Genomic DNA, 7094 nt, shown 5'->3' with positions numbered 1-7094 from the left:
CCGGAGGGCGTGGGGCCGTGGCCGGGGCTGGTTTTCACGGGGCCGTTCACCGGGGTGCGCGATCAGGTCACGGGGCTGTACGCGGCCCGGCTGGCCGAACGGGGATACGCCACGCTGGCCTTCGACCACCGCAACTGGGGTGAGTCCGGCGGGTCGCCGCGTCACCACGAGGATCCGCAGGGCAAGTTGCACGACCTGCGGGCGGCGGTGTCGTTCCTGCGGTCGCGGCCCGAGGTGGATCCGGAGCGGATCGGGGCGGTGGGGATCTGTCTCGGCGGGGGATATGCCCTGAAATTTGCTGCCTTCGACCCGAGGGTGCGGGTGTTCGCGGGGATCGCGGGGGCGTACAACAACCCCTATGCGGGGCGAGGCGTGGATCTCGCGCCCTACGTCGAGGTGCTGGAGCGGCGGGAGCTCGAATACCTGCCCGCCGTGGCGGAGCGGGGCGAGGCCGCGATGCCGGGCGACGAGCCGTACGCCTACTACGGGAGCGATCGCGGCGCCACGCCGCTCTGGTCGAACGAGGTCACCAGGGTCTCCCTGCTGGAACTGCTCACACTGGACAACATGATGGGCAGCGACTTCCTGTCGCCGAAGCCCGCGCTGATCGTGCACGGGATCGTGGACCGCTTCTGCACGCCCGAGGGGGCCGAGGAGGTGTTCAGGCGGCTCGACCAGCCGAAGAAGATCGTCTGGGTGGACGCCAAGCAGCACATCGACCTCTACGACCGCGAGCCGTACGTCACCGAGGCCGTGGACGCGACCGCCGCTTTCCTGGCCGAGCACCTCTGAGGCGCTGATCGTGCGGTCGGCAAGGTGGTGCTGAAGGTCTGACCAGGAAAGCGCCTGGTGCGATGAGCCCGCCCGCCGGGCAGGGCATGCTCCGAACAACCCCCGACGAGATCTCGGGGGTTACGCGTGCGTGCGAAGTGGATGGCCTGGCTGGGGCTGGCGATCGTGACGGGGTGCGGGACCGGGAAGGCACCGGTCGTACCCGTGGCCATGGAAGCGCCGGTCAAAGTCGCGCGATGTCTCCTGAAATTTCCGGACAACCGCGCCGCAGGCGTGGCCCGCGCCCGGCTGCGCCGCGACATCGCCCAGTACGTCGGCGGCCGCCCGGGCCGCATCGTCTACGGCGCGCACGACCTGGTCACCGCGATCCGACTGGGACAGGGCGAGCACCAGAACGACCTGATCACCGCCAGCGGCGCCAAGGTGGACATCGTCACCGCGCTGCTGGCGAATCGCGACGGCCGCCTCGACGAAGGAGAGCGGGACCTGGCGGGCCGCATGATCAAGGAGAGCGACAACAGCGCCGCGGACGCCATGTGGTCACGGGTGGGCGGTGGCGAGGCCATGGGCGGCTTCTACCGGAAGATGGGGCTGACGGAGACCACACCCGGGCCGAGCCGCTTCTGGGGCGGCACCAAAACCAGCCCCACCGATCGGATCAGGTTGCTGAAGGTGCTGGTCAAAGGGGGCAAGGGATTGACGACCGGCGATCGGGAGCTCGTGCTGGGGCTGATGGAGCAGGTGCAGAAGGACCAGAGGTGGGGGGTCAGCGCCGCGGCGAGACCGGGGGATCGGGTGGCGCTCAAGAACGGGTGGACGCCGCGGCCGTTCATCCACAACACGTGGGCCGTGACCAGCTACGGCCGCGTCGTGGGTCCTGGGCGGGACCTGCTGCTGGCGGTGCAGACCGATCAGCAGCCCGGGGAGGGCACGGGCATCCAGACCATCGAGGGCGTCGCCCGGCTGATCGGCAGCCGCCTCGACGGCCTGTCCCCGGTGAGCACCCGCCCCTGCCCCAGGAACCCCATCGCCTGAGCTCAGGAGTGCGCCCCGGCCAGGACCTCCTCCGGGATGACCTTCGGCACGCCGCGCAGCCCCACCAGCGCGAGCACCGCCACCACGGCCAGCAGGCCCGCCGTGACGAACGAGGTGAGGTGCACACCCTCCATGAAGGCCGCCTGCGCGGCGCGTACGATCTGGTCCGCCTGCTCGGCGGGCAGCCCGGCGGCCATCCCCATCGCCCCCGCGATGGACTCCCGCGCGGCCTCGCCCCCCACTCCGGCGGGCAGGTCCAGGTTGGCCCGGTAGGCGCTGGTCAGCACCGTGCCCAGGACCGCGATGCCGAGCGCCCCGCCCAGCTCGAACGCCGTCTCCGACACCGCGGCAGCGGCCCCCGCTCGCTGCCGCGGCGCCGTGGCCAGCACGTTGTCGTTGTTGACGGTGAAGGCGAACCCGACGCCCACGCCGCCGATCACCATGACGGGCAGCAGCGCGAGGTAGTTCAGCTCGGCGGTGAGCGTGGTGTAGTAGAGGAACGAGCCCGCGTTCATGGCCAGGCCCAGCGCCACCACGCCGTTCCTGCCGAGGTGGCGGATGAGCCTGGCGGCCATGATGCCGCCCACCGCGCCGCTCAGGCCGCCGGGGAGCTGGGCCAGCCCCGCCTGCAGCGGCGACCAGCCGAGCACGAGCTGGAGATACCAGGCGAACATCAGCATCATGGCCGACATGGCGAAGATCGCCAGCAGGTTCGTCACGATGGACGCGCTGAACGCCCTGCGCGTGAACAACCGCACGTCGATCAGCGGCTCGGCCAGCCGGGTCTGCCGCCAGGCGAACAACGCCAGGAGCACGATTCCGGCCACGCCCGCCCCCAGCACGTCGGCGTGTTCGAGCCCCTTGTGCGCCGCCTCCTTGATCGCGTAGACGGCGATCACGATGCCCGTGAAGGACAGGGCCACGCTGGTCAGGTCGAGCCGGCCCGCGTGCGGGTTGCGCGACTCGGGGAGCACCATGATGCCGCCGGCCACCACCAGCGCCATGATCGGCACGTTGATCAGGAAGACCGAACCCCACCAGAAGTGGTCGAGCAGCAGGCCGCCCACGACCGGGCCGACGGCGAAGCCGGCCGCGCTCATCCCGCTCCAGATGCCGATGGCCGCGGTCCGCTCGCCCGGCTCGGTGAACACGTTGCGCACGATCGACAGGGTCGAGGGCATGATCGTGGCGCCGGCCACGCCCAGCAGCGCCCTGGCGGCGATCAGCAGTTCGGCGCTGGGCGCGTACGCGGTGACCACGGAGGCGGCGCCGAACGCGACCGCGCCGATGATCAGCAGGCGCTTGCGGCCGATGCGGTCGCCGAGGTTGCCCATGGTGACGAGCAGGCCGGCCAGCGCGAAGCCGTACATGTCGCCGATCCACAGGAGTTGTGTGGAGCTCGCGCCCAGGTCGGTGACCAGCCGGGGCAGGGCCAGGTGCAGGACCGTGAGGTCGAGCGAGAGAAGCAGGGTGGCCAGGCAGGCGATGGCCAGACAGGACCATTTGTTCTTCATGCCGCCCACTCTCAGGAGGACGGCTGACGGCGGGCCTACCGTTCGCTGACCGCCCCGCTGACCTTCGCCAGCGCGGCCGCGATGCGGCCGCGGGTGTCCTCGGTGCTGTACCAGCCGTCCGGGCACACCTCACGCGCCTGGAGCAGCAGGGGGAGCGCCGTCTCCGGGTCGCCCGCGGCCAGCGCCACCTCGGCCTGCCCCAGGTACGCCCAGGCCAGGGTCTCCATCGAGCCGTTCCTGCGCGACACGTCGGCCGCCTCCGCGTAGTCGGCCCGCGCGCCCGCCACGTCGTCCAGATGGAACAGCGCGTCGGCCCTGCGGCACAGGCCCTCGGCGATCTCGGTGCTCGCGCCCAGCTCGCGCGCCAGCCCCAGCGCCTCGTCGGCCAGCGCGTACGCGGCCGGGTAGTCGTCCTGCAACTGGCGCAGCGACCCCAGCCCGGACAACACCAGCACCTTGCCCCACCGCTCCCCGATGACCTTGAACTCGGCCAGGCTCGCCTCGAACTGGACCCGCGCCTCGTCGATCCGGCCGAGCGCCTGCAACATGAACGCCTGCCCGCTGACGGCCAGCGCCTTCTGCCAGGGCGGGAGCACGTAGGACGGCGCCTCGTCGAGTAACCGGTGGGTCGTCTCGAGGTCACTGGGCGGCCCGGTGAACATCGACAACAACATCATCAGGAACTCCACCCGCACCGGCAGGTAGTGGATCGGCAGCAGGCCGGACACCTCGGCCAGCCGCACCCGCAGCCGCTCCTCCACGCTGCCCGTCCAGGCCGTGATGAGCACGCACATGACGTACTCCTCCTCGCGGCCGGGGAAGCGGGTGTCGCCGAGGGCGGCCAGCAACCCGGCGGCCAGGTTCGCGCTGATGGCCCGGTGGCCGCGCATCCACCAGTAGCAGGCGGCGTGCGCCAGCAGGCACATCGCCAGTTCGAGCTGCCCGGACTCGGTCGCCCAGCGCACGGCCGCGTCGAGGTCGTCGCTCTCCTCGTCGAGCCTGGCCAGCCACCGCGTCTGCCCGGCGGTGCGCAGCATGGGATCCGCCGCCATCAGCAGGTCGAGGTAGTGGCGGGCGTGCGCGTCACGGATCGCCTCACCCTCGCCCGACTCCTCCAGCCGCTCCACGCAGAACGCCCTGATCGTCGCCAGCATCCTGAACCGGCCGTCCACGAACTCCACCAGCGACTTCTCCGCCAGCGAGAACAGCACCTCCTCCGGCAGCCCGCACACCGGCTCGGCCGACGCCGGTCTGGCCCCGCCCACGAACGCGCTCAGCCGCCTGGCCATCCGCTGCTCGTCCTCGTCCAGCAGGTCCCAGCTCCACGCGACGACCGCGCGCAACGTCTGGTGGCGCGGCAGCGCCGTACGGCTGCCGCGGGTCAGCAGCCTGAACCGGTCGTCGAGGCGGGCCGCGACGTCGGCGACCGACAGCGTACGCAGCCGCGCCGCGGCCAGCTCGATGGCCAGCGGCAGCCCGTCGAGCGCCCGGCAGATCCGCACGACGTGCGCCGCGCTCGTCTCGTCCACGGCGAACCCCGGCCGGACGGCGGCGGCCCGGTCGGCGAACAGCCGCACCGCCGGGTAGTCGAGGGGGTTGCCCGCCTCGGGCGGCGGCAGCCGCAGCGGCGCCACGGGCAGGATCGACTCCCCGGTGATGCCCAGCGCCTCGCGCCCGGTCACCAGCACGCGCAGGCCGGGACAGGCGGCCAGCAGGTGGTCGGTCAGCTCGGCCGTGGCCCCGACGAGGTGCTCGCAGTTGTCCAGCACCAGCAGCAGCTTGCGGGCGGCCAGCGCGGTGACCAGCCTGGTCAGCGGGTCCACGGTGGGTCGTTCCGGGTTGTGCAGCAGGGCGTCGCGGATGCCGAGGGCGGCCAGCACCGCCTGCGGCACGCTTTCGCCGTCGGAGACCGGCGCGAGCGGCACGAAGCACACGTCGCCCGGCTCCTGGCCGGCCGCCTCGATGGCCAGGCGCGTCTTGCCCGCGCCACCGGGGCCGATCAGCGTGACGAGCCTGCTCTCCTGAAGCCGCGCGCCGACCTGCGCGAGCTCCTCGGCCCGGCCCACGAAGCTGGTGAGCTGAGCCCGCAACCCCTGCCTGGAGCGCGGCTCCCGCTCCGGCGGCGGAGTTCCGGGCGCGGGAACGGCCCTGGGGCCGCCGAAGGCCGAGTCGGTGCTGGGGCCGCCCAAGGCGGGGTCGGCTCTGAGGACGGCCAGGTGGGCGGCGGCCAGTTCGGCGCCCGGCTCGATGCCCAGCTCCTCGTCCAGCAGCTTCCTGGCCTCCTCGTAGACGGTCAGCGCCTCCGCCTGGCGGCCGCTGCCGTACAGGGCGCGCATGAGCTGGGCGCGCAGCCGTTCGCGCAGCGGGTGCGCGGCGGCGAGCTGGCTCAGCTCGGCCACCAGCTCCCTATGCCGTCCCAGGTCGAGGTCTGCTCGCACGCGGTCCTCGGTGGCGGCCAGGCGCAGCTCGTCCAGGGCCGCGGCGGCGGCCTCGGCGTGCGGGGCGTCGGCCAGCGGCGCGCCCCGCCACAACTCCAGCGCCTCGCACAGCAGCGCGGCCGCCTGGCCGGGGTCGCCGCCCGCCAGGGCCTGCCGGCCGGCCTGCGTCAGAAGCTCGAACCTGCGCGCGTCCACGTCCTGCGGGTCGGCGATCAGCCGGTAGCCGGCCGGGCTGAACTCCACCAGGTCCCTGCCCAGCGCCCGGCGCAGCCGGGACACCTGCGACTGCAGCGCGTTGGCCACGCCCTCGGGGGGCCGGGGGCCGTACATGCCGTCCACGAGTTGCTCCGCGCCGACGATGCGGCCCGCGTGCAGGGCGAGCAGCGTCAGCAGGGCACGGACGCGGGGACCGCCGAGCGTGATCGGCTCGCCGTCCTCACCCAGCACGGTGGTGGGCCCGAGGATCTGGAAGCGCATGTCTCAAGTATCGCGGCAGCGGGTCGCCCGGCGGCGCGGGTCGCGGACGTTCACGGGAGCAGCCCCTCCAGGACGCCGGCGGCCAGCGCGAGCGCGTGGGCGGGCGCGGGGCAGGGACGTATTCCGTGGCCGAAGGTCAGGTGCGGGGTCCGGCCGCGCGCGGGGTCGAACCGCAGGGGCTCGGCGAACACGTCCGGGTCCCGGTTGCAGGCCACCAGGTCGATCGTCACCTCGTCACCGGTGCGCGTGTCCAGCCTGCGGGTGGCCTTGAGCGGCGGGTCCTGCCTGAGGGTCTCGTGCAGCAGCGCGTCGACGTCGTCGCCGGGCTCGGCGTGCTCCAGAGCGGTCTCGATGAGCGCCTCCGTGGCGGCGTGCCCCTGCAGCAGCAGCGTGATCGCGGGAATGCCGGCCAGGCTCAGCAACTTCGCGACGGCGGCGTCGGCCCCCGGGCTCTGCTCGCCCGACAGGTAGCCGGCCGCGGCGTCGGCCACGGCTCCTGTGTCCGCGACTCCGAACGCCACTCCGAGCGCGGCCCCGAGCACGGTCGTGGGCACTCCACGCCAGTCGCCACCGCGTTCCGCGGTCATGGCGCGGGCCTGCTCGCGCAGGTCGCCGGGGTCCAGGCCGTTCAGCAGCTCGACCAGTTCGCGGCGCCGCGCGGCGTGCTCCTCGCCGGTGCTGAACCGCGACACCTGGGCGCGCAGCCAGGCCGGCGTTCCTTCTGCGCCGTCCTGGCGTACGGGAGGCGGCACGTACCTCGGGTCGGAGAGGACCGCCTCGGCTTCCGCATGGCGTGTGATGAGCATGACTTCACGTTAGGACCTGGTCCTTTCGGTAG

Annotated in this window: 5 protein-coding genes; 2 read left to right on the top strand and 3 right to left on the bottom strand. The window is 72.9% G+C overall.

Going from position 1 to position 7094, the window contains the following annotated elements:
* Both ACFPZ3_RS46600 and ACFPZ3_RS46595 read left to right on the top strand, forming a co-directional pair.
* A partial coding sequence (locus tag ACFPZ3_RS46600; protein ID WP_379520840.1) for an alpha/beta hydrolase occupies positions 1-792 on the top strand: 792 nt, incomplete at its 5' end.
* 126 nt (positions 793-918) lie between these two features.
* On the top strand, positions 919-1827 hold the full coding sequence (locus tag ACFPZ3_RS46595; RefSeq protein WP_379520839.1) for a serine hydrolase: 909 nt from the start codon (positions 919-921) through the stop codon (positions 1825-1827).
* Positions 1828-1829: 2 nt separating this feature from the next.
* On the opposite strand, the gene ACFPZ3_RS46590 is transcribed toward ACFPZ3_RS46595, so the two are convergent.
* Genes ACFPZ3_RS46590 through ACFPZ3_RS46580 form a run of 3 tightly spaced genes read right to left on the bottom strand, consistent with a single transcriptional unit; the run spans position 1830 to position 7062 of the window.
* On the bottom strand, positions 1830-3341 hold the full coding sequence (locus tag ACFPZ3_RS46590) for an MFS transporter (protein WP_379520838.1): 1512 nt from the start codon (positions 3339-3341) through the stop codon (positions 1830-1832).
* A 35-nt stretch (positions 3342-3376) separates the two neighbouring features.
* Positions 3377-6256, bottom strand: coding sequence for an AfsR/SARP family transcriptional regulator (locus tag ACFPZ3_RS46585; protein WP_379520837.1), 2880 nt, complete (start codon positions 6254-6256; stop codon positions 3377-3379).
* A gap of 50 nt (positions 6257-6306) precedes the next feature.
* Positions 6307-7062 carry a cytochrome P450 gene (locus ACFPZ3_RS46580; RefSeq protein WP_379520836.1) on the bottom strand — a complete coding sequence of 252 codons (756 nt, stop codon included), beginning with the start codon at positions 7060-7062 and terminating at the stop codon, positions 6307-6309.
* Positions 7063-7094 lie beyond the last annotated feature (32 nt).

Source organism: Nonomuraea insulae, from assembly GCF_042656245.1.
Note: the sequence above shows the minus strand (reverse complement) of the source record. Positions and strands in the feature narration are given on the sequence as shown.